The sequence below is a fragment of the Streptomyces sp. NPDC091376 genome, assembly GCF_044757085.1.
GTDB classification, from domain to species: Bacteria; Actinomycetota; Actinomycetes; order Streptomycetales; family Streptomycetaceae; genus Streptomyces; species Streptomyces pratisoli.
In genome coordinates, this window is sequence record NZ_JBIVUF010000002.1 from 304,034 (window position 1) to 330,330 (window position 26,297).

The 26,297-nt window shown below is 71.0% G+C and carries 26 protein-coding genes and 1 pseudogene; 19 read left to right on the plus strand and 8 right to left on the minus strand.

The genetic code is table 11. The features are described from left to right. Window positions 1-118 precede the first annotated feature (118 nt). From ACIQMR_RS05665 to ACIQMR_RS05680, 4 genes and pseudogenes are all read left to right on the plus strand, one after another. Window positions 119-517, plus strand: coding sequence for a 6-pyruvoyl trahydropterin synthase family protein (locus ACIQMR_RS05665; RefSeq protein WP_401383259.1), 399 nt, complete (start codon window positions 119-121; stop codon window positions 515-517). Beyond that, window positions 514-1,674, plus strand: a complete 1,161-nt coding sequence (locus ACIQMR_RS05670) for a glycosyltransferase family 4 protein (protein WP_401383261.1) — start codon at window positions 514-516, stop codon at window positions 1,672-1,674. Before ACIQMR_RS05665 ends, ACIQMR_RS05670 begins: the two co-directional genes overlap by 4 nt. Continuing rightward, window positions 1,671-2,546 (plus strand): methyltransferase domain-containing protein, encoded by an 876-nt coding sequence (locus tag ACIQMR_RS05675; RefSeq protein ID WP_401383264.1) that lies wholly within the window; start codon window positions 1,671-1,673, stop codon window positions 2,544-2,546. The genes ACIQMR_RS05670 and ACIQMR_RS05675 overlap by 4 nt, the downstream gene beginning before the upstream one ends. Window positions 2,547-2,629: 83 nt before the next feature. Beyond that, window positions 2,630-3,409 (plus strand): annotated as a pseudogene (locus ACIQMR_RS05680) (lysylphosphatidylglycerol synthase transmembrane domain-containing protein); the annotation flags it as partial. 36 nt (window positions 3,410-3,445) lie between these two features. Here the strand turns inward: ACIQMR_RS05680 and ACIQMR_RS05685 are convergent. Both ACIQMR_RS05685 and ACIQMR_RS05690 read right to left on the minus strand, forming a co-directional pair. After that, window positions 3,446-4,366, minus strand: a complete 921-nt coding sequence (locus ACIQMR_RS05685) for a RibD family protein (RefSeq protein WP_401383266.1) — start codon at window positions 4,364-4,366, stop codon at window positions 3,446-3,448. After that, a complete protein-coding gene (locus ACIQMR_RS05690; RefSeq protein WP_401383269.1) occupies window positions 4,363-5,178 on the minus strand; it encodes a creatininase family protein in 816 nt (271 codons plus the stop codon). Before ACIQMR_RS05690 ends, ACIQMR_RS05685 begins: the two co-directional genes overlap by 4 nt. A gap of 196 nt (window positions 5,179-5,374) precedes the next feature. Here ACIQMR_RS05690 and ribA point away from each other — a divergent pair, with 196 nt between their 5' ends. The 5 genes from ribA to pstB all read left to right on the plus strand — a co-directional run bounded on the left by ribA (window position 5,375) and on the right by pstB (window position 9,902). After that, entirely contained in the window at window positions 5,375-5,974 is a 600-nt protein-coding gene (gene ribA, locus ACIQMR_RS05695) for a GTP cyclohydrolase II (RefSeq protein ID WP_266380799.1), read from the plus strand. 203 nt (window positions 5,975-6,177) lie between these two features. Further along, complete coding sequence (locus ACIQMR_RS05700) at window positions 6,178-7,152, plus strand: PstS family phosphate ABC transporter substrate-binding protein (protein WP_401383272.1); 975 nt, start codon at window positions 6,178-6,180, stop codon at window positions 7,150-7,152. Next, the gene (gene pstC / locus ACIQMR_RS05705; RefSeq protein ID WP_401383274.1) at window positions 7,149-8,099 is read left to right on the plus strand and encodes a phosphate ABC transporter permease subunit PstC; all 951 of its coding nucleotides are present in this window, start codon (window positions 7,149-7,151) and stop codon (window positions 8,097-8,099) included. The genes ACIQMR_RS05700 and pstC overlap by 4 nt, the downstream gene beginning before the upstream one ends. After that, window positions 8,096-8,998 carry a phosphate ABC transporter permease PstA gene (gene pstA, locus ACIQMR_RS05710; protein WP_401383275.1) on the plus strand — a complete coding sequence of 301 codons (903 nt, stop codon included), beginning with the start codon at window positions 8,096-8,098 and terminating at the stop codon, window positions 8,996-8,998. Before pstC ends, pstA begins: the two co-directional genes overlap by 4 nt. 49 nt (window positions 8,999-9,047) lie before the next feature. Beyond that, on the plus strand, window positions 9,048-9,902 hold the full coding sequence (gene pstB / locus ACIQMR_RS05715) for a phosphate ABC transporter ATP-binding protein PstB (protein ID WP_401383278.1): 855 nt from the start codon (window positions 9,048-9,050) through the stop codon (window positions 9,900-9,902). Between the two features lie 7 nt (window positions 9,903-9,909). Here pstB and pstS read toward each other — a convergent pair whose 3' ends face one another. Beyond that, the gene (gene pstS / locus ACIQMR_RS05720; RefSeq protein WP_401384078.1) at window positions 9,910-10,980 is read right to left on the minus strand and encodes a phosphate ABC transporter substrate-binding protein PstS; all 1,071 of its coding nucleotides are present in this window, start codon (window positions 10,978-10,980) and stop codon (window positions 9,910-9,912) included. Window positions 10,981-11,306: 326 nt separating this feature from the next. On the opposite strand from pstS, the gene ACIQMR_RS05725 reads away from it, so the two are divergent. Both ACIQMR_RS05725 and ACIQMR_RS05730 read left to right on the plus strand, forming a co-directional pair. Next, window positions 11,307-12,581, plus strand: a complete 1,275-nt coding sequence (locus tag ACIQMR_RS05725; protein ID WP_401383281.1) for a PP2C family protein-serine/threonine phosphatase — start codon at window positions 11,307-11,309, stop codon at window positions 12,579-12,581. Between the two features lie 158 nt (window positions 12,582-12,739). Beyond that, window positions 12,740-14,353 carry an alkaline phosphatase family protein gene (locus ACIQMR_RS05730; RefSeq protein ID WP_401383284.1) on the plus strand — a complete coding sequence of 538 codons (1,614 nt, stop codon included), beginning with the start codon at window positions 12,740-12,742 and terminating at the stop codon, window positions 14,351-14,353. A gap of 23 nt (window positions 14,354-14,376) precedes the next feature. Here ACIQMR_RS05730 and ACIQMR_RS05735 read toward each other — a convergent pair whose 3' ends face one another. Then, the gene (locus ACIQMR_RS05735; RefSeq protein WP_401383286.1) at window positions 14,377-14,784 is read right to left on the minus strand and encodes a YybH family protein; all 408 of its coding nucleotides are present in this window, start codon (window positions 14,782-14,784) and stop codon (window positions 14,377-14,379) included. Window positions 14,785-14,874: 90 nt separating this feature from the next. Between ACIQMR_RS05735 and ACIQMR_RS05740 the strand changes: the two genes are divergently transcribed. From ACIQMR_RS05740 to ACIQMR_RS05750, 3 genes are all read left to right on the plus strand, one after another. Then, window positions 14,875-15,735 carry a maleylpyruvate isomerase family mycothiol-dependent enzyme gene (locus ACIQMR_RS05740; RefSeq protein WP_401383289.1) on the plus strand — a complete coding sequence of 287 codons (861 nt, stop codon included), beginning with the start codon at window positions 14,875-14,877 and terminating at the stop codon, window positions 15,733-15,735. Window positions 15,736-15,814: 79 nt separating this feature from the next. Continuing rightward, the gene (locus ACIQMR_RS05745; RefSeq protein WP_401383292.1) at window positions 15,815-16,579 is read left to right on the plus strand and encodes a DUF72 domain-containing protein; all 765 of its coding nucleotides are present in this window, start codon (window positions 15,815-15,817) and stop codon (window positions 16,577-16,579) included. Window positions 16,580-16,633: 54 nt separating this feature from the next. Then, window positions 16,634-16,999: a PH domain-containing protein gene (locus ACIQMR_RS05750; protein WP_358663696.1), complete on the plus strand. Its 366-nt coding sequence runs from the start codon at window positions 16,634-16,636 to the stop codon at window positions 16,997-16,999. 75 nt (window positions 17,000-17,074) lie between these two features. Here ACIQMR_RS05750 and ACIQMR_RS05755 read toward each other — a convergent pair whose 3' ends face one another. After that, window positions 17,075-18,376: a phytase gene (locus ACIQMR_RS05755; protein ID WP_401383295.1), complete on the minus strand. Its 1,302-nt coding sequence runs from the start codon at window positions 18,374-18,376 to the stop codon at window positions 17,075-17,077. A gap of 223 nt (window positions 18,377-18,599) precedes the next feature. Here ACIQMR_RS05755 and ACIQMR_RS05760 point away from each other — a divergent pair, with 223 nt between their 5' ends. The 5 genes from ACIQMR_RS05760 (at window position 18,600) to ACIQMR_RS05780 (ending at window position 23,279) form a co-directional block, all read left to right on the plus strand. Continuing rightward, entirely contained in the window at window positions 18,600-19,151 is a 552-nt protein-coding gene (locus ACIQMR_RS05760) for a DoxX family protein (protein ID WP_401383298.1), read from the plus strand. Window positions 19,152-19,272: 121 nt separating this feature from the next. After that, on the plus strand, window positions 19,273-20,442 hold the full coding sequence (locus ACIQMR_RS05765) for a magnesium and cobalt transport protein CorA (protein WP_401383301.1): 1,170 nt from the start codon (window positions 19,273-19,275) through the stop codon (window positions 20,440-20,442). 13 nt (window positions 20,443-20,455) lie between these two features. Beyond that, entirely contained in the window at window positions 20,456-21,196 is a 741-nt protein-coding gene (locus ACIQMR_RS05770; RefSeq protein WP_401383304.1) for a PP2C family protein-serine/threonine phosphatase, read from the plus strand. A gap of 329 nt (window positions 21,197-21,525) precedes the next feature. Then, window positions 21,526-22,008, plus strand: a complete 483-nt coding sequence (locus ACIQMR_RS05775) for a tetratricopeptide repeat protein (RefSeq protein WP_401383307.1) — start codon at window positions 21,526-21,528, stop codon at window positions 22,006-22,008. Continuing rightward, window positions 22,005-23,279 carry a glycosyltransferase gene (locus ACIQMR_RS05780; RefSeq protein WP_401383309.1) on the plus strand — a complete coding sequence of 425 codons (1,275 nt, stop codon included), beginning with the start codon at window positions 22,005-22,007 and terminating at the stop codon, window positions 23,277-23,279. Before ACIQMR_RS05775 ends, ACIQMR_RS05780 begins: the two co-directional genes overlap by 4 nt. A 91-nt stretch (window positions 23,280-23,370) precedes the next feature. Here the strand turns inward: ACIQMR_RS05780 and rfbD are convergent, their stop codons facing one another. The 3 genes from rfbD to ACIQMR_RS05795 all read right to left on the minus strand — a co-directional run bounded on the left by rfbD (window position 23,371) and on the right by ACIQMR_RS05795 (window position 26,244). Next, entirely contained in the window at window positions 23,371-24,273 is a 903-nt protein-coding gene (rfbD, locus tag ACIQMR_RS05785) for a dTDP-4-dehydrorhamnose reductase (RefSeq protein WP_401383312.1), read from the minus strand. After that, complete coding sequence (gene rfbB, locus ACIQMR_RS05790) at window positions 24,270-25,244, minus strand: dTDP-glucose 4,6-dehydratase (RefSeq protein ID WP_401383315.1); 975 nt, start codon at window positions 25,242-25,244, stop codon at window positions 24,270-24,272. The genes rfbD and rfbB overlap by 4 nt, the downstream gene beginning before the upstream one ends. Window positions 25,245-25,389: 145 nt before the next feature. Then, window positions 25,390-26,244 carry a hypothetical protein gene (locus ACIQMR_RS05795; protein WP_401383318.1) on the minus strand — a complete coding sequence of 285 codons (855 nt, stop codon included), beginning with the start codon at window positions 26,242-26,244 and terminating at the stop codon, window positions 25,390-25,392. Window positions 26,245-26,297: the final 53 nt, after the last annotated feature.

Sequence of the window (26,297 nt, forward strand, 5' to 3'; positions counted from 1 at the left end):
GGGTCCGACACGCCGCCGTGGATCACGCCTGACACGCGGATGAACACGCGGCATGCTCCAGCCGTAGTGAAGGGCAGGAACCGCAGGCCAGATCCATCGGACCCGGAGGTCACAGCCGTTGTTCAGCGTCACAGTCCGCGAACACCTCATGATCGCTCACAGCTTCCGCGGCGAGGTCTTCGGACCCGCACAGCGACTGCACGGAGCGACGTTTCTGGTGGACGCCACCTTCCGCCGCCCCGAGCTGGACGCCGACAACATCGTGGTCGACATCGGACTGGCCACCAGTGAACTGAACGGCGTGGTGGGCGCGTTCAACTACCGCAATCTCGACGACGAACCCGCCTTCGCCGACGTCAACACCTCGACCGAGTACCTGGCGAAGGTCATCGCCGACCGCCTGGCCGACCGGGTGCACGAGGGGGCGCTGGGCGAGGGAGCACGCGGCCTGACCGGCATCACGGTCACGCTGCACGAGTCCCACATCGCCTGGGCCAGTTACGAGCGGACTCTGTGAACGAGGCGGCCGGGACACCGGTGCCCGAGCGTTCGGTCCGGATCGTGATGCCCGGCACCGTCGACGACCCGGCCGCGCCGAGCGGAGGCAACACCTACGACCGCAGGGTGTGCCGGGAGCTGCCCCAGCTCGGCTGGCAGCTCCACGAGCACACCGTCACGGGCGACTGGCCACGGCCCGGAGCCGGCGCACGCGCCGAACTGGCCCGGGTGCTCAGCGAGTCGCCGGACGGCGGCCTCGTCCTTCTCGACGGACTGGTCGCCTGCGCGGCGCCCGACATCGTCGTCCCCGAGGCCGAACGGCTGCGGCTGACGGTGCTGGTGCATCTGCCGCTGGGCGACGAGACCGGGCTCGCCCCGGAGTCGGCGGCGGCGCTGGAGGCCGGGGAAGGCAGGACGCTGCGGGCAGCCGCGGCGGTCGTGGCGACCAGCGAATGGGCGGCGCGCAGGCTCGTGGAGCTTCACGGGCTCGCCCCCGGCCGGGTCCATGTCGCCGCCCCGGGAGCTGATGTCGCGCCCCTGGCGAACAGCACGAACGGCAGTCCGGCCGGTGCCCCGTACGACGACGCCGACAGCGCCGCCCCACGACTGCTGTGCGTCGCCTCGGTGACCCCGCGCAAGGGACAGCACGAACTGGTGGAAGCCCTGGCGGCCGTCGCCGGCCTGGCGTGGAGCTGCGTACTCGTCGGCAGCCTGGGCCAAGCCCCCGACTACGTCGCCCGGTTGCGGGAGCTGGTCGACGAGCACGGCCTCGGCGACCGGGTACACCTCGTCGGCCCCCGGACCGGACCCGAGCTGAACGCGAGCTACGCCGCCGCCGACCTCCTCGTGCTCGCCTCGCACAACGAGACGTACGGCATGGTCGCGACCGAGGCGCTCGCGCGGGGCGTTCCCGTACTCGCGACGGCCGTCGGCGGACTCCCGGAAGCGGTCGGGCGGACACCCGACGGCAGCGTGCCGGGCGCCCTCGTACCGCCGCAGGACCCGCCGGCCCTCGTGGCGGCGCTGCGTCACTGGCTCGCCGAGCCCGGCGAACGCCACCGTTCGAAAACGGCCGCGCGCCGGCGGCGCACCGCCCTGGCCGGCTGGGAGACGACGGCGCGGAGCCTGGCCAAGGCGCTGGAACAAGTCCGGCTGAACCCCCTGGAGGCCGTGTGAGCGCCACCGATGTCACCCGTTTCGCCCCGGAATGGCTGGCGCTGCGGGAGGCCGCCGACGCCGCGGCCCGCGCCGTCGAGCTCCTCGATCCGCTGCGGCAGGGTCTGCGGGTTCCCGCGGACGCTTCGCGGCTGCCGGACGAGGACGCGACGCTGGTGATCCGCGACCTCGGCTGCGGCACCGGTTCCATGGGGCGCTGGCTCGCTCCCCGGCTGCCAGGCCCCCAGCACTGGATCCTGCACGACCACGACCCGGCGCTGCTCGAACTTGCCGCGACACGGCTGCCCCGTACGGCCGACGACGGCAGTCCCGTGACCGTGACGACGGATCGCGGTGACGTCGCCCGGCTGACCGCGGAGGGTCTCGCCGGCACCTCGCTGGTGACGGCCTCCGCCCTGCTGGACCTGCTCACCCGCGAGGAGCTGGACGGGCTCGTCGCGGCCTGCGCCGGCGCCGGCTGTCCGGCACTGCTGGCGCTGTCCGTGGTGGGACGGGTCGATCTCGCCCCGGCGGACCCGCTGGACGCCGAGATCGCCGACGCCTTCAACGCCCACCAGCGCCGGGTGGACCAGGGCCGCCGGCTCCTCGGACCCGACGCCGTCGCGGCGGCCTCCGTGGCCTTCGCGCGGCGCGGCATGACCGTACAGGTGCAGGCGAGCCCGTGGCGGCTCGGGCCCGAAACGGCGCCGCTGACGGCGCAGTGGCTCCGGGGCTGGGTCGGCGCCGCCGTCGAGCATCGGAGCGACCTCGCGTCGCGCGCCGACGCGTACCTGCGACGCCGTCTGGAGCAGTGCGAGGCGGGCGAGTTGCGGGTCACGCTGCACCACAGCGATGTGCTGGCCCTGCCCCGGCCGGCGGGCGGCACCTCGTGATCCGGGCGGACGGCGCGGTCCGGGCCGTACGGGCGCTGCGCGCACGGCTCGGCATGCTGGCCGGGGCCGCCATCCTCGTGGCGATGCTGTGGTGGCAGGGCACCGGCGCCTTCCTGGACGGCCTGCACGGCATAGACGGCCCCACGCTCCTGGCGGCCCTCGGGCTCGGTCTGTTCACCACCGTGCTCAGCGCCTGGCGCTGGTGCCTGGTGTCACGGGCCCTGAACATGCGGCTGCCGCTGGGCCGGGCCGTCGCGGACTACTACCGTGCCCTGTTCCTGAACGCGGCGCTGCCCGGCGGCGTCCTCGGCGATGTGCACCGTGCCGTACGGCACGGCCGGAGCACCGGTGCCGTGGGCCGGGGCGTCCGCGCGGTCCTGCTCGAACGGATCGCTGGCCAGGGGGTCCTCGTCGCGGCCGGTGTGGCGCTGCTGATCGCGCACCCGTCCCGGCCCCTGGTGGAGGCCGGCCGCTTCGCTCGACACCTCGTCACGACACCGGCCACCGCGGCGTTGCTCGCCGTGCTGTGCGGCGCGGCGGCCGCGGCCGTCGTCCGCCTCCGCGGGAGGCGGGGCACCTCGCGCTGGCGCCGGGCGGTCCGCACCACGCTGACCGAGGCACGGCTCGGGCTGCTCGCCCGGCGCAGCTGGCCGGGGGTGCTGATCTCGTCCGTGGCGGTACTCGCCGGCCATCTCGGCATGTTCCTCCTCGCCGCCAGAGCCGCCGGATCGACGGCGCCCGCGGCCGACCTGCTGCCGCTGATGCTGCTGGCGCTGCTGGCTATGGCGCTGCCGCTGAACGTCGGCGGCTGGGGACCCAGGGAGGGCGTCACCGCCTGGGCCTTCGGAGCCGCGGGTCTGGGCGCGGCCCAGGGGCTGACGACCGCCGTCGTGTACGGGCTACTGGCCTTCGCCGCGAGTCTGCCCGGCATCGGGGTGCTCGCCGTCCAGTGGTTCGCCGGGATGCGGCGTCCGCAGATCGAACTCGAAGAGGGTGTCCTCGCCGAGGAAGGCGCGGCGCGTCGGCGGACGGAGCGCGTCCCCCATCAGTTCGGGGCCGGGGAAGCCCAGTCCCGGGACGCCGTCGCCGATCAGGACCGGTGCGACGGTGACGTAGAGCCGGTCCAGCGCACCCTCGTGGAGGAAACGCGACACGGTGACGCCGCCGCCCTCGACCAGCACCCGGCCGAGGCCGCGCAGCGCGAGCTCGTGCACCAGGCGGCCCGGGGCGAACGCGGCCCTGTCGGGGAGGGTCAGCACGTCGACTCCGGGCATCCGCTCGGCGTCAGGACCGGCCTGCCCGCGCTCGCTGTCGGCGCCCACCACCCACAAGGTGGGAGCCGCGCCGTCGGTGAACACCTGGCGCCGCAGCGGCACCCGGCCGTGCGGGTCGAGGACGACGCGCACCGGGTTCGGTCCGGTGCAGGCACGCACCGTCAGCCGGGGATCGTCCGCGACGGCGGTACCGGCACCGACGACCACCGCGTCGGCGAGCGCGCGCAGACGGTGCAGATGCTCGCGGTCCTCGGCTCCGGTGACGTAGTCGGCGTCGCCCTTCCGGGTCGCGATGAAGCCGTCCAGGCTCTGGCCCAGCTGGGCGAAGGTGAAGCGGGGGCCGGCCAGGCACAGCGACAGATAGCGGTCGGCGAGGACGTCCGCCTCGTCGGAGGCGTTCCGCCATACGTGCCGGCCGTCCGTGTCGCGGTGCAGTCCGGCGGCGTCGGCCCGCTCCTGGGACCGTATGGCGAGCAACTGTTCCCAGGCGCCCGGCGCGTCCAGCGGTCCGGCGCCGGAATCCTGCCCGGCGGCGCGGCCGGTCACCGGGTCACCTGCCGGGCGGGGGCCGGGGAGTCGGCCGCGGTGGCAGGCTCCGCCGGGAACGCGCCCGAGGACTCCGCCGGGACCATGAGCGAGAAATACCCGGCGAAGGAATCCACGAGTCCGGCCAGCAATTCCTTACCCTTCTCGGCCGATGCCAGGGACGGACGGCCGACCACGCCGGTCTCCGTGTAGGCCCGCAGACCAAGGGTGAGCAAATGCTCCCGGTCGTCGGCGAGGAAATCGGAGGTCATATGTCCGGGGCGAACGAGTTCCGGCTGCTCGTGCAGCAGGATCGACGTCTCCACTTCACCGGCATGCATATCGCTGTGCGACGGCGTCCGTACACCGGCCCGGTCCCGCGCCGCACTCCAGTCGGCCGAACCGGGAAAGAGCGCCATTCGGGTGCCGCTGCCCGCGGATTCCTGAACCACGTTGCGCAGCACGTAGTTTCCACCATGTCCGTTGATCAGAATCAGATTGCCGATTCCGGAGCGGCGAAGGGATTCGGCGATGTCCCGTACGACAGCATGGAGCGTCGTGGCGGAAATGCTGACGGTGCCCGGCCAGGCCGCGTGCTCGTGCGAGCAGGAGATCGTCACCGGGGGAAGCCGCAGGACCGAGTACGCGGCGGCGACCTCCCTGGCGATCGCGCAGGCGATGACCGTATCCGTCAACAGAGGGAGGTACGGACCGTGTTGCTCGAAACTGCCGATGGGAAGGACGGCGGCATCGGCACGCAGCGAACCGGCGTCCGCCGTCGTGTCCCACGGCAGCAGTCCCGGCTCCGGCGGTCGCACATGCGGGCCGCTCATGTTCCCGCCCCTTTCCTTCTTCGCTCTTTATTCGTTCCACGAGATACGGCCGGTCCGAACCGGCTGAATCGACAGACCGGTTGAGATCTCCTCACCGATTCCGAGTTCCCCACCAGAGGCTACCCGATAGGATCCGGCCATGACAGACAGCGATGGCACGCTCCGCGAAGGCGTGAGTTCAAAAGACACCGAACGCATGGCAACTGTCCAACTCTCCACCAAATACGGTGTTTTCCTTGCCATCGGCTACCTGGATCGCATTCGCGGTGACGAACAAATAGCGTTGGTGTACGGCGACATCGAGGGTGACGACGCGCTCACCCGCCTGCATTCGGAGTGCCTGACCGGGGACGCCTTCGGCTCCCGGCACTGCGAGTGCGGGGACCAGCTGTCCGCCGCGCTGCGGGCCATCGTGAGCGAGGGACGCGGCGTCCTCGTCTACCTCCAGGGCCACGAGGGCCGGGGGATCGGCCTGCTGGCCAAGCTCCGGGCGATGCAGCTGCAGGCGGAGGGGCTCGACACCGTGGAGGCCAACCTCGCGCTCGGGCTGCCGGTCGACGCCCGCGACTACGGGGTGGCGGCGGACATCCTGCACGACCTGGGCGTGCGGTCCGTACGGCTGATGTCGAACAATCCGCGCAAGCGTGAGGCGCTGCAGCAGCACGGCATCAAGGTCACCGAACAGGTTCCGCTGCTGACGCAGCCGAGCGAGGAGAACATCTTCTATCTCCGGGCCAAGCGCGAGCGCCTGGGCCATCACCTGCCGCACCTGGACCGCGCCGCCGACCAGTCGTGAGCCGGCGCGGCTCCGCCCGTCGCGCCGGGCGGGCCGCCGCGGCGAACCGTTCGCCGGCACGATTCGCCGCCCGGGGCCGCCGGGGCCGCCGTCGATGATCACTCCGGCGGCCGAACACCCGGCGGCCGCACCACTCCCGGTGACCTTATGGGGTACTTTGTCCATCTATGAGGCGAGTGCGCACATGAGGATCGAGAGTTGACGTGAACATCCTCCCCTCACCGCGCCGGGCCATCGCCCCCGCGGCCCTGGCGGCGGCCGTCGTGCTGGCCGCCGGCGGGTGCGGCGGTGCGGACGCGGGCTCCCAGAGCGGCGGCAGCAAGCTCTCCGGCACGATCAGGGTGGACGGCTCCAGCACGGTGGCCCCGCTCTCCACGGCGGCGGCCCAGCTCTTCCAGCAGCAGAATCCCGGCGTCCGGGTCACGGTCGGCACCTCGGGTACGGGCGGCGGCTTCGAGAAGTTCTGCAACGGCGAGACGGAGATCTCCGACGCCTCCCGCCCGATACAGCCCGAGGAGAAGGCCCGCTGCGACAGGAACGGCGTGAGGTTCGAGGAGTTCCAGGTCGCCAACGACGGCCTGTCCGTGGTGGTCAACAAGGACAACGACTTCGCCGAGTGCCTGACCGTCGAGCAGCTGAGGAAGATCTGGGAGCCCGGCTCCGAGGTCACCAACTGGAACCAGGTCGACCCCGCCTTCCCGGACGTCGAGCTGGAGCTGTTCGGCGCCGGCACCGACTCGGGCACCTTCGACTACTTCACTCAGGCCGTCAACGGTGAAGAGGGCCGCTCCCGCACCGACTACACACCCAGCGAGGACGACAACGTCACCGTCCAGGGCGTCTCCGGCTCCAAGGGCGGCATGGGCTACTTCGGCCTGTCGTACTACGAGGAGAACCAGGACAAGCTGAAGGTCCTGAAGATCGACGGCGGCGACGGCTGCGTCGAGCCCAGCCGGACCACCGTCCAGAACGGCACGTACAAGCCCCTGTCGCGTCCGCTGTTCATCTACCCGAACGCCGCCGCGCTCGACCGGAGGGAAGTCGAGGCGTTCGTCGAGTACTACGTCGAGAACAACGCCGACATCGCCAAGGCCGCCCAGTTCGTGCCGCTCAACGCCCAGCAGGAGGCCGAACTGGGCAAGGCCCTCCAGAGGCTGCGCGAGCAGCACAGGCCATGAGCTCCCCGGCGCCTCGGAACCGAGCCGCACCGGGAAGCCCCGGCTTCCTGAGGCGGTCCCAGCCGCGCTACGGGGAGAAGGCCGTCAAGGCGCTCCTGGTGATCGCCTCGCTCGTCTCGCTGCTGACCACGGTCGGCATCGTCATCGCGCTGATCCCGCCGGTCGTCGCGTTCTTCGGCAAGGTGAGCTTCGGGGAGTTCATCACCGGAACCGACTGGTCACCGCTGTTCGAGCCACCGCACTTCGGTGTCATCCCGCTGGTGACGGCCACGCTGGTGGTCACGTGCATCGCCCTGTTCGTGGCGGTCCCGCTCGGCCTGGGGGCGGCCGTGTATCTGAGCGAGTACGCGGGCCGCCGGGTACGCGGCGTCTTCAAGCCCGTGCTGGAGGTCCTCGCCGGCATCCCGACGGTGGTCTACGGATTCTTCGCCCTCAAGGCCATCACGCCGTTCCTCCAGCAGATCTGGCCCGGCGACGACCCCCCGCAGGTCTTCAACGCCCTCTCGGCGGGCTTCGTCATGGGCATCATGATCATCCCGACGATCGCCTCGCTCGCCGAGGACTCCATGACCGCGGTGCCCCGCGCCCTGCGCGACGGGGCGTACGCCCTCGGCTCCTCGCGCATGCAGGTCTCCACCAAGGTCGTTTTCCCCGCCGCGCTGTCCGGCATCGTCGCCGCCATCGTGCTCGGCATCTCCCGCGCGATCGGCGAGACGATGATCGTGGCCATCGCGGCCGGCGGCCGGCCGAACCTGACCTTCAACCCCCTCGAAGGCATGCAGACGATGACCGCGTTCATCGCCGCGGCCGGCATCGGCGATCTGCCCACCGGCTCCACCGGCTACCAGACGATCTTCGCGGTGGGCCTGCTGCTCTTCGCCATCACGCTGGTGATGAACCTGGTCAGCATCCGTCTGGTGCGCAGATACCGGGAGGTGTACGAATGACCACCGGCACCGCCCTCCCGACGGCCACGCCCGGTGCCCCCCGGCTCAAGGGCCGCGGCACGCCCCTGCGGGAGCGGCTCTTCCGGGCCGGCCTGTGGGCCTCGCTGGCCATCGGGGTCGTCTTCCTCGTCGGTCTGCTCACCTACGTGGTCGTCGAAGGCTGGTCCCGGCTGACCCCGAAGCTGTGGACCAACTTCCCCGACATCATCGACCCTTCGAACGCCGGCGCCCAGTCGGCGATCACGGGCACGATCTGGGTCATCGCCTTCACGGCGCTCTACTGTCTGCCCACCGGCGTCCTCACCGCGATCTACCTGGAGGAGTACGCCGACCGCGGCCGCTGGTGGAACCGGGCCATCGAGATCAACATCCAGAACCTGGCAGCCGTCCCCTCGATCGTCTACGGCATCCTCGGCCTGGGCGTGATCTCCCGCGGCCTGGGCTTCGGCCAGACCGTGCTCACCGCGTCGCTCACGCTGTCCCTGCTGGTGCTGCCCATCGTGATCATCTCCTCCCGCGAGGCGATCCGGGCCGTTCCGCAGTCGATCCGGCAGGCGTCCCTCGCCCTGGGCGCCACCCGGTGGCAGACCGTATGGCGCCAGGTGCTCCCGGCGGCCGTGCCCGGCATGGCCACCGGGTCGATCCTCGCGCTGTCCCGCGCCATCGGGGAGGCCGCGCCGCTGCTGCTGCTCGGCGGGCTGACGTTCATCACGTTCAACCCGACCGGGGTGCACAGCCAGTTCACCGTCCTGCCGATCCAGATCTTCAACTGGATCAGCCAGTCCCGCGCCGAGTTCACCGCGCTCGCCTCCGCGGCGATCGTCATCCTGCTGGTGATCCTGCTGGCCATGAACTCGCTCGCGATCTGGCTGCGCAACCACTTCTCCCGCCACTGGTGAGCGCCGTGGCACCGCTACCGACCCCGAGGTCCCCCAGGTGGAGAACGCGATGACCCCTCCCCCCGGCCACGCCTCCGGCGGCACCCGGCCGCCGGACGTCGCCCACCGCGACGCCGCGCCACCGCTGGCCGGCCCGGTCTTCGAGGTCGGCAGCCTGTCCGTCTTCTACGGCGACCATGAGGCCGTGCGCGACGTCAACATGAACATCGGGGCCCGCCAGATCACGGCGATGATCGGCCCCTCTGGCTGCGGCAAGTCCACCGTGCTGCGCTGCTTCAACCGGATGAACGACCTGCTGCCCGACGCCCGGGTGGTCGGCAAGATCCGCTACCACAACGAAGACCTCTACGGCCGCGACGTCGACCCCATCGAGGTCCGCCGCCGCATCGGCATGGTCTTCCAGAAGCCCAACCCGTTCCCGAAGTCCATCTACGACAACATCGCCTACGGCCCCCGGGTGGGCGGCTTCAAGGGCAGTCTCGACGACCTGGTCGAGGAGACCCTCACCCACGCCGCCCTGTGGGACGAGGTCAAGGACAAGCTCAAGACCTCCGCGCTCGCCCTCTCCGGCGGCCAGCAGCAACGCCTGTGCATCGCGCGCACCATCGCGGTCAAGCCCGAGGTGATCCTGATGGACGAGCCGTGCTCGTCCCTCGACCCGATCGCCACCGCGAAGATCGAGGACCTGATGGAGCATCTGGCCCAGGAGTTCACGATCATCGTGGTCACGCACAACATGCAGCAGGCGGCCCGGGTGTCCGAGCGAACCGCCTTCTTCTCCGCCGACGTCGACAAGAACGGCGTACGGCACGGGCGTCTGGTCGAGTACGACGAGACGGGCAACCTCTTCAGCAACCCGTCCGACCAGCGCACCGAGGACTACATCTCGGGCAGGTTCGGCTGAAGCGCCCTCAGGACAGGGCGGCGATGACCTTCCGCACCTTGGCGGCCACGCCGTCCGGCAACGGCGCGTAGTGGATCGAGGGCAGCAGCTTCTGCCCCTCCTCACCGGCGGTGTACGCCAGGAACGACTTCAGCGCCGTCAGGCTCGACGGCTGGTTTCCCGTGTCGCACACGACCTCGTACGTCACGAGGACGATCGGGTACGCGCCGTCGGCGGACGTCTTGTAGTTGAACTTCAGCTTCATGTCGTTGCCCTTGCCGACGTCCTTGGCCTGGGCGATGCCTCGCGAGGCGCTCTCGGCACTGGGCTCGACGGGCTCGGACGCGCCCGTCGCGATCCGGACCGTGTCGATCTTCTGGGTGGCCGCGAAGGACAGCTCGAAGTAGCCGATCGACCCCTGTGTCCCCGCCACGGCCGACGAGACACCGTCCGAACCGGACGCCGAGTGACCGCCCTTGGCCTGCCACGCCTTCTTCGCCTCGTACGGCCACTCGTCGGCCGCCGCGCCCGACAGATACGCGTTCAGGTTCTGCGTCGTGCCCGAGTCGTCCGAGCGGTGCACCGCGGTGATCGCCAGATCGGGCAGCTTGGTCCCGGGGTTGAGGCGCTGGATGTCGCGGTGGTTCCACATGGTGATGCGCGTGTCGAAGATCTTCGCGAGGGTGGGCGCGTCGAGGACCAGGTCGTGGACGCCGGTAAGGCTGTAGCCGACGGCCACGGGGCCACCGACCATCGGCAGGTCGATGGCCCGCCCGCCGGGACAGAACGTCCGGGAGATCTCGACGTCCTGCTCGCCCAGGGCACTGTCCGTTCCGCCGAAGGCGGTCGCTCCCCGCAGGAACTGCGCGACGCCGGCGCCCGATCCGATCGGGTTGTAGGCGATCCGCACTCCGGGGCAGGCCCGCTGGTACTGGTCGATCCAGCGCTTCATCGCGTTCTGCTGGGCGGTCGACCCGGAGCCCTGCACCATGCCGGCGGCGGCGCAGTCGATGTTCATCGCGACGGGCTTCGGCTCGGGCCTGTCGTCCTGCGGCTCTTCCCCTCCGCACGCGGTCAGCAGCAGCGCGCCCGTGACCATGGCCACGACCGGGCCGGTCCACCGGGTCCATCGGTCGACGCGTCGTGTGCGTCTCGTACCTCTGCTGCCTCTGCGCTGCACCGTCATTCCCTTCACGCCGTCCGCTGGCAGAGATGCTCGTCAATGTTTCGGGGAGACGGGTGACGTCGAGGCGAACATCAGTCGACGTACGGCCGTCCGCCACGTGAGCGCGGACCCGGTCGCCGTGGCGGGAAGCCCGGCGCGTGCGGGCCGCCGGGCGGCCGCATACTGAAGAGCGAGGGCCGACCGCGCAGGCCGGCCGCTGTACCGCGCACGGCGGCAGGCCGCACGCAGGGCGGTGGTGGGTGGTGAAGGATGCCGAGTACGGGTCGCTGCTGGCCAGGATCCTGGAGGAGTCCCATCAGACCGAACCGGGTCAGCTGCCGGTGCTCGTCGAACGGGCCGCGGCGGCGCTGGGCCTGCGCAGTGCCCGGATCCTCCTCTCGGACATCCAGCAGCACCGGCTCGTACCGCTGATCCCGCCGGGCCGGACGGACGAGCGGAACGACCGGCACCACGAACCGCGCGAGGAGCAGGGGCAGGAGCAGGAGCAGGGGCAGCGGTCTGCCGGCTCCGGTGAGGAGGGCGGCGCCCTGGCCGTGGACGGGACCCTGGCCGGATGGGCGTACCGGACGGTGTCGATGCGGCTCAGCCAGTCGGAGGGGGCGCTGAAGGTGTGGCTGCCCCTCGTCGACGGCATCGAGCGCATCGGTGTCCTGGAGATCGTCTGCGAATCCCTGGACCCGGCCCTTCTGGAGCGCTGCAAGGCCCTGGCCGATCTCAGTGCCCTCATCGTGGTCTCCAGGACGGAGTACAGCGACGCCATCCTGCAGACCGTGCGCAGCCGCCCGATGAGCCTGGCCGCCGAGATGGTGTGGGCGTTCCTGCCGCCCCGCACGCTGGGCACCGGCCGGGTGACCTCCAGCGCGGTGCTGGAGCCCGCGTACGAGATCGGCGGGGACGCCTTCGACCACAGCCTCATGGACGGCCGTCTCCATCTGTCCGTGGTCGACGCCATGGGCCACGACCTGGCCTCGGGGCTGGCCTCCGCCGTCGCCATGGCCGGCTGCCGCTGTGCCCGCCGGGCCGGGAAGTCGCTGGACGGCGTCGCGGTCACGGTCGACGAGGCGCTCGGCCGCTGGATCCCGGACCGGCTGCTGACCGCGGTCTTCGCCGATCTCGATCTGGACGCGGGCACGTTCACGTGGATCAACTGCGGGCACCCGCCGCCCCTGCTGATCCGGGGTCAGCACGTCATCACCGGCGCCCTCCAGCGGGAGTCCGAGCTGCCCCTCGGCCTCGGGCCCGCGCACGCGGACGCCCCGCGCACCGTGCACACCGCACACCTGGAGCCGGGCGACCGGGTGCTGATCCACACCGACGGTGTCACCGAGGCCCACTCCCCGGACGGCGACTACTTCGGGGAGCAGCGTCTGGCCGACCACATCGTGCGCGCGACGGCGGCGGGCGAGAAGTCGCCCGAGGCGCTGCGCCGTCTGATCCACACGATCCTCGAGCACCAGCACGGGCGCCTGGACGACGACGCCACGATCGTCCTGGCGGAGTGGCATCCCCCGTGACGGCTTACGGAGCGGCTGCCCGGTCCGAGATCCGCACAGTCGCAGCACGACAGGACGCGTCCGGGCTGCGCTTCGGCCCGGAAAGGGGCCGATCGGGCCGGTTTTGACAGCTGTGTCCGGCCGGAGAAGAGTGGAATGGACTTCGCGGGGCGGGGGCCATGTTCCCGGATCGGAGGTCGCCGGTGCCTACCACCGACCGTAGCGACGCCCTGGAACACATAGTCGTACTGATGTTTGAGAATCGGTCGTTCGACAACCTTCTCGGTCGGCTGTACGGGCCGGGCGAGGTCGCCGCCTTCGAAGGCGTCCTCGGAAAGGACCTGTCGAATCCGATCCCGGACTGGGCCGAGGACGACAACGGCCGGCAGACGGTGCCGTACGGGACCGCCGAGACGATGGACACGCCGAGCCCGGATCCGGGCGAGGAGTACCCGCACGTCAACACCCAACTGTTCGGGGTGATCGACCCCGAGGACAACCGGGGGGTGGCGGCCGAGCGGATGGCCGCCCCGTTCAACGCGCCACCTCCCGGGCGTGGGCCGACGATGGACGGGTTCGTCGCCGACTACATCAGCGCGTTCCGGGCGGAGATGGGCCGCCGGCCCAGGTACGACGAATACGCGCAGATCATGGCGGGCTACACCCCGGACCAGTTGCCTGTGATGTCCGCGCTGGCACGTGGTTTCGGCACGTTCGACCACTGGTTCGCCGAGGTGCCCTCTCAGACGTTCACCAACCGCTCGTTCTTCCACGCCGCGAGTTCGTCGGGCTTCGTCGTCAATGCGCCATATCGCACGTTCCCGCTCGAGAACACCGCCGAGACGGTGTTCGAGCGGCTGGAGGCCGCCGGTCTGACCTGGCGGGTGTACGTGGACGCGCCGAGCCCGCTCCCGTTCACCGGGCTGATCCACGGTCCGCGGCTGCGGCAGCGGTTCGCCACGCATTTCGTCACGACGGACCGTTTCCTGGAGGATGCCGCGGCCGGCAGGCTGCCGACGTACTCGTTCATCGAGCCGAACATGTGGCACGGCCACAACGACATGCACCCGCCGATAGCGGCGCTGGCCCCGGGGTTCTCCTTCGACGCGCCCTCGTCCCTGCTGGGCGGCGAGGCGCTGCTTGCCAAGATCTACAACGCCGTCCGTTCGTCGACCTCGTCCAGCGGTTCGAACGCACTCAACACGCTGCTGATGGTCGTCTTCGACGAGCACGGCGGCACCTACGACCACGTGCCCCCGCCCGCCGCCGTCGCCCCTGACCCCGCTGCGCCGCCCGGGCAGATGGGCTTCACCTTCGACCGGCTCGGCGTCCGCCTGCCCGCGATCGCGATCTCCGCCTGGCTGCCCGCAAGGACCGTCGTCAACGGTGTGCACCACCACACGTCGGTCATCCGCACACTCCGCGAACGCTGGAACCTCGGCCGGCCCCTCACGGCCCGGGATGCCGACGCCCCCGACCTCGCCGCCGTCCTGAGCCTGGACCGCCCACGCGACCCGCAGGACTGGCCCGACGTCTCCGCCCGGCCGGTCCCCGGGTTCGACCAGGCCCTGGTCCCGCCCGACGCGCCGCTCACCCCGCTGGCCACCGCCATGTTCCACGGCTACCTGGCACTCGTCGAGCAGCTGGGCGCCACCGTGCCCGTGATCGATGAAGGGGCGGAGCTGAAGGGCCAGGAAGCGATGGCGATCGTGCACGAGAGCGCACACACCCTCTTCCCCGGCCTTCGAGCACCGTCAGGCCGGCCCGCCGCTGACACCGACCGGCCGCAGTGACAGCACTAGGGGCCGGACACCCCCTAGGTCCCGACGGAGGTGTCGGGGAACGAGTGGTGCTCGTGTGCGACGACCCAGCTGCCCCGCTCCTTGCGCAGGCCGAGCGTGAGCCGCAGGCGCAGGTCCGGCTGTTCCGCGAGTTCCCGGGGGGTGCCGCAGCGCAGCAGGGCGTGGGCGTAGGCGACGTCGTCGCCGGCGGTGATGTCCAGCGACACGATCTCGAACGAGGCTCCCTGCCGCTGCCACGCGAAGAACGGCGGCCATGACGCGCGGTAGGCGTCGATGCCGCGGACGCCTTCGAAGGGCGGCGGCACGTCGAACATCACGATGTCGTCGGAGTGGTGCGCCAGGACGCCTTCGAGCTCGGCCGCGTGCACCGCGGCGGCCCAGTCCTCGATCAGGGTCCGGATCTGTTCCTCGTCGTGGGACACGGCCGATCACACTCCTCGTCGCTTCGCTCTTGCCACGGCCTCCCGCCACCTGGTTGGGTACCGCGGACCCGAGGACGAGCAGGGAGCGCCATGACAGCGGCCGCAGGGCAGGAGAGGCAGGAGACACAGGGCACTCTGCCCGAAGGTCTCGCTGACGCGATACGCGACACGGCCGAGGAGATCGCCGCGCTGCTGCACGGGAGCGCCGACACGGGTGTCCCGGTGCCCGGGTCACGGTGGACCCTGGGTGAGGCGGCGGCTCATCTGGCGCAGGCCAACGCGCTGATGGCCGACCTCGCTGCCGGGATCGAGCGCCCCCACGGAGACGGCACCGCGCAGAGCCTGGCCGCCGCGAACGAGCGGGTGCTCGCCGAGTTCGGGGAGCGCGGGGCCGGCCCGCTGGCGCGGATGATCACGGATCGGGCCGGCGCGTTCCTCGACGCGGTGAACGGGACCGCGGCGCGGGGAACGCTCAGCACCCCGCTGGGCCCCATGGATCACGCGACACTCGGTTCGTACCTGCTCACGCACATGCTCGGCCACGGTTACGACCTCGCCCGCGCGCTGCGCCTGCCGCACATGATCGACCGCGGCAGGGTGGAACTGACCCTGCCCTTCATGACCACGGCCATGCCACGCGTCGTCAACGCCCCGGCCGCCGCCGGGCTGACGGCCCGTTACACGATCCGGCTCCGGGGCGGCGCGGCGTTCGCCGTCGCCTTCGCCGACGGCACGCCGACCGTAGGGACGCCGACCGTAGGGACGCCGACCGTGGGCACGCCACCCGGCCGCCGCCCGGACTGCACCATCCTCATCGAGCCGGTCACGTTCCTGCTCATGGCGCTCGGCCGCCGCGAGCCGTGGGGCGCGATCGCCTCCGGCCGGATTCTGGCCTGGGGCCGCAAGCCCTGGCTCGCGCCCCGGTTCCCCACGCTCTTCACGGCGCCCTGAGATCCGGCGGCGCCGCGTACGGGTGCCACCGGACCGCCACCGCGATACGTCCCGTCGCCCTCCGGGCACGGATCCGGCCATGCCCTTGCTCGTCGGAACCTCAGGGTGGCAGTACAAGGACTGGCGCGGCGTGCTCTATCCGCCCCGGCAGCCGCAACGGCTGTGGCTGGAGGAGTACGCACGCCGGTTCGCCACGGTGGAGAACAACAACGCCTTCTACCGGCTCCCCACCAGGGAGGTCTTCGCCTCCTGGCGGGAGCGCACGCCGGACGGATTCGTCATGGCGGTCAAGGCCAGCCGCTATCTGACGCATCTGAAACGGCTGCACGACCCCGAGGAACCGGTGGGCCGGCTGATGGACCGGGCCGAGGGCCTCGGCGGCCGGCTGGGACCCGTCCTGCTGCAACTGCCGCCGAACTTCCGCGAGGACACCGCCGCCCTGGACGCATGCCTGCGCTGCTTCCCCGGCCGCGTCCGGGTCGCCGTCGAACTGCGCCACCCCTCCTGGTGGGACGCCGAGCGGGAGCTGCGTTCGGTGCTCGAACGGCACGGCAGCGCGCTGTGCTGGGCGGATCGGGGGTCGCGTCCCGTGGCTCCGCTCTGGCGTACCGCTCCCTGGGGATACGTGCGCTTCCACGGCGGCCTCGCCCAGCCCCCGCCGCGCTACGGCCGCCGGGCCCTGACGTCCTGGGTCGGGCGCATCGCCGAAGCCTGGCCCGACGAGGCCGACGTGCACGTGTACTTCAACAACGACGTGGGCGGTGCGGCCGTCGTGGACGCCGTGGCCTTCGCGCGGGCCGCGGCCACGGCGGGCCGAACGGTGACCCGTACGCCCCCTACCTGACCTTCCGTACTACAGTGCGAAGATCGTGCAACTTCAATGAGTGGGGGGCCTCTCATGGCACTGTTCGGAAACGCGCACACCGTCGATCCGGCAAAGGCACAGCAGGACTTCGCGCGGCTGCTGGGGCAGGGGGAGCAGGTGCACGCCGCGTTCCTGCTGATCCGCGACACCATCCTGTTCACCGACCGCCGGCTCATCCTCGTGGACAAGCAGGGGATCACCGGCAAGAAGGTGGAGTACCACTCGGTGCCGTACAGGAGCATCACGCACTTCGCGGTGGAGACCGCGGGCACGTTCGACATGGACGCGGAGCTCAAGATCTGGATCTCGGGCAGCCCCGCGCCGATCCAGAAGACCTTCACCAAGGGCGTCGACATCTACGAGGTGCAGGCCATCCTCACGCAGTTCGTGGCGCGCTAGTCGCCGGCGGTGCGAACGGGCGCCCCGGCCTGCCGGGGCGCCCTCGCCGTACCGTCACGCACGGCCGTCGTGAGGTCAGTCGTCGATGCGCTTCATGACCTCGCCGAGGTCGACGAACTTGAAGCCCGTGGCCTCGCGGTCGCCGTCGCCCGGGGTGTCGTGCCCGTCCTGGACGACGAGCAGCCCCTTCGGGTACTTCGCGCCGAGGGGCGCGTTGAGCACGGCCGCGCCGTCGGACTCCTCGGAGCCGTCGAGGGCGGCCGAGGCGGCGGTGACGCGGAAGCCGCCCTCGTAGTCGTTGCCGTCGCGCGGGTCGCGGTCGTACACGGCGAAGGTGTTGTCGCCCTGGCTGGAGGCCAGGAGGTAGCCGTCGCCCTCGGGCTCGGTGAGCAGCGTCAGCCCCTCGACGTCGGCCGACAGGCGCTTGCCGCCGAAGCCCGGGTCGGCGCCGGGGACGCACTCCTCGGTCTCCTCGTCGTAGACACCCGGGACGCCGTACTCACGCACCTTGTCGACGAGCTTCGGCGTGCCGGTGAGATCGGCCCGTACGCGCCAGATACCGACATCCTCCTGGCCCGCGTAGAGCATGCTGTTCGCCGGGTCGACGACCATGCCCTCGACCTGGGCCTGCTCGCCGGGTTCGCCGCACGGCGCCCAGGTGGTGCCGTTCGGCAGCCGGAACGAGGCCGGGAGGTCCAGGGTGCGGACCGTGCGGTACGTGACCGTGCCGGCGGCCGTGGCGCGGAGCTCCAGCAGGGCGAGGCCGGTGCGGTTGCGGCGGCTGACCAGGGCGTACGCGCGGCCGCTCGCCGGGTCGGTCCAGGTGGCCAGGCCGTAGGCGGTCCGCTGCTCGTTGATCTCGTCCTGACCGGTGGAGAAGACCGGCGGCGCGGCGGGGTCGGTGATGTCGGTGAGCGGCCCGCCGGGGCGCCCGCGGTCGATGCGGTGGAAGCGCAGGCGGTCGTGGCCGCGGTCGGTGGTCACGGCGATGTCCGCCCGTCCGGACGGCAGCCGCAGCCGGTGCACCAGATCCACGTTGTTGAAGCGACCGGGCGCGTCACCCGGACGGGCGGACGGGGGCGCCGGGATCGACTGCACCAGGCGGGCGTCGAGGTCGTAGACGCGCAGTCCGCCTTCCTTGGCCGTCGCGATCACCAGGCTGCGGCCCGGGTCGGCGGTGTTGCGCCAGATCGCGGGGTCGTCCGCGTTGGCGTTGCCGCCCGCCTCGTCGTCGTACAGCGTGGGCGCCTCGGCCCGGGGTGTGACGGCCGGCAGCGGAGCGGGGGTACCCGCCACGGCCGGCATGGCCGCACCGGACGCCACGAGAACCAGGCCCAGGGCGACGGTGACCGCCCGGGCGGGATGGGGCCTGCTCACAGAGCACTCCTCCATGTCGGGAACATGACGACTTCCCGGTGAGCGTGGAAGCGGGAGGTGACCGCACGGCGTCCGGCACACGGTGACCGCGTGTGCACGTCGTGAACTTGGCCCGCTTCCGCCGCGGGGGGCAGTATCGGTGGTGAGGCTCCGACACCTGGCGCACGACCGCCGGAGCACGACCGCCGGGACCCGCGGTCCCGGCGCAGGAGGTGACACCACCATGAAACCCCCCACCGAGCGTGCTCGTCATTCCGGCGGCCCCGGCACGGGCGCCGCACCGGCGGCGCCGAGCGCCACCGATGCCGGGATGCTGCTGCTCCGGCTCGCCGTCGGCGTGATCCTGGCAGGGCACGGGGCCCAGAAGCTCTTCGGCTGGTTCGGCGGGCCTGGCCTGGACGCCACGGCCAAGGGATTCGACCAGATCGGCTACGACCCCGGCATCTTCTTCGCCGCGCTGGCCGGGATCTCCGAGTTCCTCGGCGGCCTGGGGCTGGCCGTGGGGTTCCTGACCCCGCTCGCCGCTGCGGCCTCGGTCGGCGTCATGATCAACGCGATGTCGGTGGCTCCCGACATCGCGCTGTGGTCCGCCGCCGGCCCCGGCTTCGAGTACCCGATGACCCTGGCCGTCAGCGCCCTCACGATCGCCGCCGTGGGCCCGCGCCGCCTCTCGCTGGACGCCCGCTTCCCGTGGCGGGACGGCGGCTGGCTCCCGGCGGGATTCGCCCTGGTCGCCGGAGTCGTCGGCGCCGTCATCGTGCTGGCGCTGAAGTAGCCCGCCGGGACCCAGTGATCGCGCCGCGGCACTTCAAGAAATAGGCTGTTCTGTGCCGACTCGTTGATGAACGCCGGTTGCGCCGGCTACCAAGGAACCCCCGTCAGGCGAGGTGCAGGTGATGTCCGACTGGCGTGCACGCGCGGCACGGGCAGGCAGATGGCCGCTCCGCCCGCCCGCTCACGGGACCGGGCAGCAGCCCGACCCGGCCCCCGAGCACTCGATGGATCCATGGACGGAGCACGGCCCCCAGGAGCCCGTGCCGCTGGAACGCAGCGTCGTGGACGCCGCGATCTACCGCGACGGGCAGCGGGTGGAGACGCCCTCCTCGCTGGCCGAGATCTACGACCGGCTTCCGGGTGAGCCGGGCACCATGGCCTGGATCGGGCTGTTCCGCCCGTCGCCCGCGCAGCTGTGGGAAGCCGCGGAGCAGTTCGGACTGCACGAGCTGGCCGTCGAGGACGCCATCGTGGCCCATCAGCGCCCCAAGCTGGAGCGGTACGGCAAGACACTCTTCGTGGTGCTGCGCTCGGCCCGCTACATGGACGAGGTCGAGGAGGTGGACTTCGGGGAGATCCACATCTTCGTCGGCCCGGAGTTCGTGCTGACCGTACGGCACAGCCAGGCCCCGGACCTCGCGGTCGTCCGCCGGCGCCTGGAGGGCGATCCGGAGCTGCTGGCGCTCGGCCCCGAGGCCGTGCTCTACGCGATCCTGGACGCGGTGGTCGACGGGTACGCGCCCGTCGTCGCCGGTCTCCAGCACGACATCGACGAGATCGAGACCGAGGTGTTCGGCGGCGACCCGAAGGTGTCCCGCCGGATCTACGAGCTGTCGCGCGAGGTCGTCGACTTCCAGCGCGCCACCCGGCCGCTCCTGACGATCATGAACGGGCTTCAGGCGGGCTTCCAGAAGTACCGCACCGACGAGGAACTGCAGCGCTATCTGCGGGACGTGGCCGACCACGCCACGACGGTGGCGGAGCGGGTGAACGGCTTCCGGCAGATGCTCGGCGACATCCTCACCGTCAACGCCACGCTGGTCTCCCAGGCGCAGAACGAGGAGATGAAGATGCTGGCGGAGGCCGGCCACGCACAGAACAACGAGATCAAGAAGATCTCCAGCTGGGCGGCCATCCTCTTCGCGCCCACCCTGATCGGCACCGTCTACGGCATGAACTTCGTCAACATGCCCGAGCTGGACTGGCGGTTCGGCTACCCGTTCGCCCTCGCGCTGATGATCCTCGTGTGCATCAGCCTGTACGTCGTCTTCAAGCACCGGGACTGGCTGTGAGACGGGGCCCACGATGCCGTACATAGCCGTGACCGCCCTCAGCGATGTCGGGCTGATCCGCGAGCACAACGAGGACAGCCTGGTCATCGGTCCCTGGACGCTGTGCGGCACCGTGACCGAGAACCCGCAGACGCTGCTGTTCCCCCTGGGCACACCTCTCGTGGTCGCGGTCGCCGACGGGCTCGGCGGACAGCCTGCCGGGGAGGTGGCGAGCGCGCTGGTCGTCCGCCGGCTGGCGTCGCTCGGCGCCTCACTGACCGGCGAGGACGCGGTCCGCGAGGCCCTGAACCTGTGCAACCGCCTCGTCTACTCGGCCGCCGAGGGCGATCCGGACCTGGTCACGATGGGCACGACGATCGCGGGCACCGTCGTCCTCGGCGAATCGATGCTGACGTTCAACGTCGGCGACAGCAAGGTGTTCCACGCGGCGAAGGACGAGCTGCGTCAGGTGAGCGTGGACGACAGCCCGCCGCCGCGACCGGGACACCGCACCACGTCGGCGGTCACCCAGACGCTCGGCGGCGGCAACGCGTACACGGCCATCACACCCCATGTCTCGGCCACCGCGCTGAACACGGGCGACCGCTATCTGGTGTGCACGGACGGCCTGACCGACCCGGTGCCGGACGAGGACGTCCACAGCCTGCTGCGGGTGCACGACGACGGCCGGGCCGCCTACGAGCTGTGGAAGGCGGCGATCGAGGCCGGGGGCCCGGACAACATCACCCTCGCGCTGGTCCGCATCGGCGAGTAGCCAAGAAGCCACAGATACCCCGGAATCCACGGGACACCACATCCAGGATGCGTACGTTCGGGTGGTATGTACGGCCCAACTCCCGGGCGACAGGTGACGACATAACGGTCACCTCGTAACTTTGGCGGCAATGACGGTGGTTCGGACTCCGGTTCACCATCCCCTCCCGACCCCTGAGATGTGACCCAGTGAAACGTAGGCGATTGTGGGCAGGGCTCGGCGCAGCGGCCGTGATTGCCGGCGGAGCTTCCGTCTGGGCGGTCCAGTCCCGGCCGGACGCGAACTCGCTCTCCGGATCCGACTCGGCACCTGCCCGCAAGGCGACGCGGGTGAACGTGCTCCTGGAGACCGGTCTCGCCCAGTCCCGGTACCAGGACCGCGAAGGTGCGGAGAGCACCTTCAGACGCGTGCTGAAGCTCGATCCCCGGAACAAGATCGCCTGGTACAACCTGGGCGTCCTGGCTCACCAGGACGGCAACGCGACCGACGCCCGCGACGCCTACGACAAGGCGTTGAAGATCGACCCCACGTACACATCCGCCCTGTTCAACGAGGCGGTGCTGCTCGAATCGAGCGAGCCCGAACGGGCCGTCCAGCTTCTCAGGCGCGCCATTGCCGTCAACCCGAAAGCCTCCACGGCCCATCTGCGCCTCGGGCTGGCACTGGCGAAGAAGGACCAGGAGGACGACGCGCGGGACTCGTTCCGCCGCGCCGTCGCGCTCGATCCGTCGCTGCACTCCCAAGTACCGGAACCGTTCAAGGATTCCGCCAGCCCATCACCCTCCACGAGCCAAGCAGGTAGCACCAGATGACGTCGACTGCGACACCTAGGTTCTCCGTCTTCACCCCCAGTCACCGGCCGCGTTTTCTCGACGAGTGCCTCACGACCTTGCAGGCACAGACCTGTTCGGACTGGGAGTGGATCGTCCTGCTCAACAACGGCGCCCGCTGGCGGCCGGAACAACCCGACGACCGGGTCCGTGTGGAGATCGCGGACGACGTCCGCGGCGTCGGGGCCGCCAAGCGGCGGGCCTGTGAGATCGCCCGCGGCGAGATCCTCGTGGAGCTCGACCACGACGACCTCCTGGCGAAGGACTGCCTGGCCCAGCTCGCCGAGGCGTTCGACGAGCACCCGGACACCGTCTTCGTCTACAGCAACACCGCGCAGATCACCGAGGACGGGGAGCGGGACGACTCCCGCTTCAACGAGGCGCACGGCTGGCAGTACGAGGAGGTGACCGTCGACGGCCGCAAGCTGCTGGCCGCGATGTCCATGGCCCCGACGCCGCACAACGTGGCCTACATCTGGTACGCGCCCAACCACGTAAGGGCGTTCCGCAAGGACGCGTACGAGAAGGTCGGCGGCTACGACGCCACCCGCACCGTCCTCGACGACCAGGACCTGATGTGCCGGCTCTTCCAGGCCGGGGACTTCCACCACATCCCGCGCTGCCTCTACCTCCAGCGGATCCACCCCGCCAACACCCAGCGCGATCCGGAGATCAACGCGCACATCCAGCGCGAGACGGTGGCCCTCTACGACAAGTACATCGAGGCCAACGCACTCGCCTGGACCCAGCGCCGCGGTCTGCTCGCGCTGGACCTCGGTGCGGCCCACCGCAAGCCGCCGGGCTACCTGGGCGTGGACCAGTACCCGGGAGAGGGCGTCGACATCGTCGCGACCCTGCCCGACCGGCTGGACCTGCCCGACAACTCGGTCGGGCTGATGCGGGCGGTGGACTTCCTGGAGCACGTGCCCGCCAAGGTGCCGCTGATCAACGAGCTGTACCGGCTGCTGGCGCCCGGCGGCATGCTCCTGACCATGACGCCCAGCGCGGACGGCCGCGGCGCGTACCAGGACCCGACGCACGTCGCGTTCTACAACGAGAACTCCTTCTGGTACTACACCGACAACCAGTACCGGACCTTCGTCCCCGAGATCGAGGCGAGGTTCCAGAACTCCCGGCTGGTCACGTACTACCCGACCGACTGGCACTCCAAGAACAACATCTCCTACGTGGTGGCGAACCTCATCGCGATGAAGGACGGCGCGGCCCGCTGCGGCGGGCCGCTGCGGGTCTGATCGCCAGTACCTGACGCGGAGGCGCCCGTTGGAAGCTGTCAGCTTCCACCGGGCGCCTTCGCGTGTCGTCGTGAGCCGGGCCGCCGCCGGGTCAGCCGCCGGTGCGTGCCGTGGCGGCCAGAGCGGCGAAGGCCGGGGTGTCCAGGGCCGCTGTCAGCTGCTCGTCCCACCGCGGCAGGGGCGCGAGCCCGGTACGCGACCAGCTCTCGTGGCCGAGGACGCCGAACGCCGGGCGGGTGGCGGGGCGCGGGAACGCCCCGGAGCCCACCGGCCGGATCCGCTCGGGATCGAGGCCGCTCAGCCGGAAGGTCTCCCGGGCCAGGCCGTACCACGTGGTGCGGCCTGCCGCGGTGCCGTGATAGACGCCAGCCGGTGCCCGGCCCGCCAGCGCGGCGCGGCCGAGCGCGACCAGTTGCCGGGCGAGCGCGCGGGACCAGGTCGGCTGGCCGTACTGGTCGGCCACCACGTCCAGGGTCTCGCGCCGGGCGGCGAGCTGGAGCATGGTGCTCACGAAGTTGCGGCCGTGCGCTCCGTAGAGCCAGGCGGTGCGCACGGTGTAGCCGGTGCGGGGCAGCAGCTCGGCCACCGCCCGCTCCCCCGCCAGCTTGCCCCGCCCATAGGCGTTGACGGGGCCGGTCGGCGCGTCCTCGACGTACGGCTGCCGGGCATCGCCGGGGAAGACGTAGTCGGTGGAGACGTGCACCAGGACGGCACCGCCGCCGGCGCAGGCCCGTGCGAGATGGCGCACGCCGGTGCCGTTCACGGCGGTGGCCGCCTCCTCGGCCGACTCGGCGCCGTCGACGTCCGTCCAGGCCGCGCAGTTGACGATCACATGGTGGCCGGCCACGGCCGCGTGCGCGGCCACCGGGTCGGTGATGTCGAGCCGGTCGCGGCCCGCTCCCGTCGCCACTGCGTCCCGATCGGCGGCGAGTTCCGCCAGCACGTCCCGGCCGAGCATCCCGCCCGCACCCGTCACCAGCCAGCTCGTCGTCATCCGTGCGACGCCCTCCCCTTGAGCGGCTCCCACCACGAGCGGTGCTCGCGGTACCAGGCGACGGTGGCGGCCAGGCCCTCCGCGAAGTCGACCTGCGGGGCGTAGCCCAGCTGTTCACGGATCTTGCTGTCGTCGAGTGAGTAGCGCAGGTCGTGGCCCTTGCGGTCGGCCACGTACTCGACCCGGTCCCAGCCCGCGCCCACCGCGTCCAGCAGCAGGCCGGTCAGCTTGTGGTTGCTCACCTCGGTCCCGCCGCCGATGTTGTAGACCTCCCCGGGCTTCCCGCCACGCAGGACCAGTTCGATGCCCCGGCAGTGGTCGGAGACGTGCAGCCAGTCACGGATGTTGCGGCCGTCCCCGTACAGGGGGACCGTGCTCCCGTCGATCAGGTTCGTGATGAACAGCGGAACGACCTTTTCCGGGAACTGGTACGGCCCGTAGTTGTTGGAGCAGCGGGTGACCACGACGTCCAGGCCGTGGGTGCGGTGGCAGGCGAGCGCCAGCAGATCGGCTCCCCCCTTGGACGCGGAGTACGGCGAGTTCGGCGCGAGCGGCCACTCCTCGGTCCACGAGCCCTCGCTGATCGAGCCGTACACCTCGTCGGTGGAGACGTGCACGAAGCGTCCGACGCCGTGCCGGTGGGCCGCGTCGAGCAGCACCTGGGTACCGAGCACGTTCGTGCGGACGAAGGGACCGGCTCCCTCGATCGACCGGTCCACGTGCGACTCTGCCGCGAAATGCACCACCGCGTCCTGGCCCGCCATGACGTGGTCGACCGTTTCGGGGTCGCAGATGTCGCCCCGGACGAACCGGTAGCCCGGATGTCCCGCCACGGACGCGAGATTGGCCTCGACCCCGGAATAGGTGAGTTTGTCGAGGACCGTGATCCGCGCCGCCGGATCCGAATTCAGCTGCCTCCGGACGAATTCCGAACCGATGAAGCCGGCACCGCCGGTCACAAGGATGCGCATGGTTCTCCGAATTCTTTGTCGTCTTCTGCCGTTCACCGATTCCACGGGAAACGGCGACGGTGCCCCGAAGCCGAAGCCCGGGGCACCGTCAATCGTTCCATCACGGGGAGCCGACGGCCGGTTGCGCACCGCCGCTCACACGTTCCTACTCGTCGTGGCAGACCGCGTAGACGGTGAACGTGCCCTGCACACCGACCGCGCCGGTGACTCGGGCCTGCCAACCGGTGGCAACGTCACCGGCCAGCACCGGAGCGCTCTGCTCGGCATTGACGCCGAGGCCGAGCGTGTAGTCGACGCTGTAGCCACCGCCGGTGGCGACGTCGTCACCGATGCAGTCGACGGTCGCCGTGGCCTGGACACCCACGAGGGGGAGGTCCTCCGTCGCGGTCACCACGTAGGTGTCCAGCTCGGCCGCTCCCTGCACGCCCTGGGCACCCTGCACGCCCTGGACACCCTGCGGGCCCAGCTCACCCGGGGCACCGTCGGCGCCGTCAGCACCCTGAGTACCCTGCGGGCCCTGGGCGCCGTCGTCGCCGTCGACACCCGGGAGACCCTGCGGGCCCTGGGCGCCGTCGTCACCGTCAACGCCCGGAAGGCCCTGCGGACCCTGCGGACCAGGACCACCGACGCCGTCGTCACCGTCGGTGCCCTGCGGTCCCTGCGGACCCTGGGCGCCGTCCTCGCCGTCGACACCCGGGGTGCCCGGAACGCCCTGGAAGCCCTGCGGGCCGCCGAAGGCGCCCTGCGTACCCTGCGGACCCTGGACGCCCGGCGTACCCGGAACACCCTGCGGACCCTGGATACCCGGCCTGCCCTGCGGCCCGCGGTCGCGGTCCTTGTCCTTGTCGCGGTCCGCGGTCATGGCGCCGTTGGGGCCGGGCAGGCCCATGCTGTGCTCGGTGCCGGACCGGTTGATCGCGTCGGCGACCGCCACGGTGCTCGGAACCACGTTGAGCGCAACGGCAAGGACGCCCGCCGAAACCAGCGTTGCAGATTTCATACGGGAACTTCGGATGGTTTTACGGCTCACCAGAGAACCTTTCCTCACAGAAC